This is a genomic window from Desulfovibrio sp. ZJ369 (assembly GCF_011039085.1).
Classification (GTDB): Bacteria; Desulfobacterota; Desulfovibrionia; order Desulfovibrionales; family Desulfovibrionaceae; genus Desulfovibrio.
This window is the reverse complement of record NZ_JAAKEI010000093.1, coordinates 1-1978: the sequence shown is the minus strand read 5'-3', so window position 1 is coordinate 1978 and position 1978 is coordinate 1. Positions and strand designations below refer to the sequence as shown.

Annotated in this window: 1 protein-coding gene; it reads right to left on the bottom strand. The window is 59.7% G+C overall.

Translation table 11 applies throughout. The features are described 5' to 3' along the window. Positions 1-1978 (bottom strand): ATP-dependent DNA helicase (locus G7Y51_RS13405; protein ID WP_165178249.1); only part of this gene is annotated, 1978 nt, incomplete at both ends.

The following is a 1978-nucleotide window of genomic DNA, read 5'->3' as shown; positions in this document are numbered from 1 at the left end:
TCCACTTCCGTGCCGCGTATGTCCGCCCAGTTGCCGCGCTTGCGCTCCGCATAGCGCAGCACATGGCCAAGCGCCACCTCCCGGATTTGCGGGGCCAGATAGACGCGCTCCTTGTGGCTCAGGTTGGCGTAATTCACATCGAACCAGAGGCGGATATTGTCCTCGGTCACGCTTTCCGGCTGCTCGCGCAGGACGGCCTTGTGGATGTCTTCAATGGTCTGGTGGACAAGCTGGCCGAACAGCATGGGGCCTTCGCGCACCGGGCTGAACTCCCAGTATTTGAAAAACTGGTACTGGCGCGGGCAGCCCTCATAAAGGAGGACGTGGGAGGTATAGGAATAGCGCCCCTTGATGCCCGCAGGCTGGACGGCATCCACGTTAAGCGCCGAAAGGTTGGCCGCGCGCCATTCCGGGAGCGTCGCATAGAACTTGTGGAAGTATTCCGTGGGGGTGCTGAGCTTGCCCCGTTTGGTGCGCTTTTCCTGGCAGGTGAGGACGAGCAGGTTTTTGGCGCGCGAAAAGGCGGTATAGTAGAGGCGCTTGAAATCAAAGTCTTTCATCCTTTCCAGCGGCTCAAAGGGCGGCCGATCGTGGTGACGCGCCTCAAGAATCTCGTCCAGTTCGCTGTAATTCTTGCGGGGAACGGCGTTGAGCGAGCCCACGATGGTGACGGGAAACTCCAGCCCCTTCGCCTGGTGGATGGTCATAAAGGAGACGGCCCCGCCCGGCGTGGTGTCCTCCGGGTCTTCAAATTCCGTGATGCCGCCGTCCACGATGTAGCGGAAGAAGTGGTTGAACAGGTCGCCGACGTTCTTTTCCAGATAGGCGGGGTGCAGAACCTGGATGTGGTGGAGGTATTCAAACTTGACCAAAAGCTGCGAAAAGATGCCCAGGTTGCGGGCCGGGCGCTCGTCGCGCGAGGAGGCGCCCAGCTCCAGAAAGCCCGAAAACAGGGGGAACTGGATCAACTGGTAGAACAGGGCGGAAAAGCCGAAGTCCAGCGGTGTGTTGTGGTCAAGCATCCTTTCGATTTCACGAAAGCGGCGCACGCACCAGTCCTTCAGCTCCTTGTTGGCCGGCTGGCGCAGCCTGTCCGCAAACTGGCCGAGGCAGGAATCATAGAAATCCCATACGGCGAGCGGGTGGTATCTGGACTCCCACTTTTCCCGTATCTCCTTAAAAATCCGGAAGATGAAAAGGAACGCCCCGAGCATGAGGCGCACCTCTTCCCGATCAAAATAGAGGTCGGAGCGCGGCGCATAGACCGGGATGCCGTGTTCTTCCAGAAAGCTGGCCAGCGCCTTGGCCTTGTCCGAGCGCACGGAGCGGAAAAGGAAGGCCACCTGATTCCAGTCGCTGAGGTGCTTCGCCTTGAGCGTTTGCAGGAAGTCCAGCACTTCCTCGTGCCAGTTCTGTTCATCCGCGCTGCCGGAAACGCGCAGCACGGGCGCCTCCAGCGCGGGCTTGCCGGTGGGCGGCTCGATCCGCTTGGGATAGCGAAACCGCGTGCCGTCAGCCCCTTGCCAGGAAAAGCCGTCCACGCTGCCGTCCATCCAGCCATTATAAAATGTGATGATGCCCGGATCAGAACGGTAATTGGTGGTCAGCGAATGAACCGCGCACTTGCCCCTGGGGAAGTGGCCGGCAAATTCCAGGATGTTGCGGATGGTCGCGCCCCGGAAGCGGTACAGGCCCTGGTCGTCATCGCCCACCACGCAGATATTCTTCTTTTCATCCAGCAACAAGAGCAGCAGGCGCTCCTGAATGGTGTTGGTGTCCTGGTATTCGTCCACCATGACATAGCGGATTTTTTCCCTGAGGGGCGCAAGCACGCTGTCCTGGTTTTGCGTGAGCAGCCTGTAAGCCTCAAGCTGGATCACCGAGAAGTCCAGCAGATTCTCCTGCTCAAGCAGTTTCTGGTAAAGGGCGTACCACTTGCCGAGCGCCTGTATGGCCTCGTCCGGGTCGGCCATGAGGG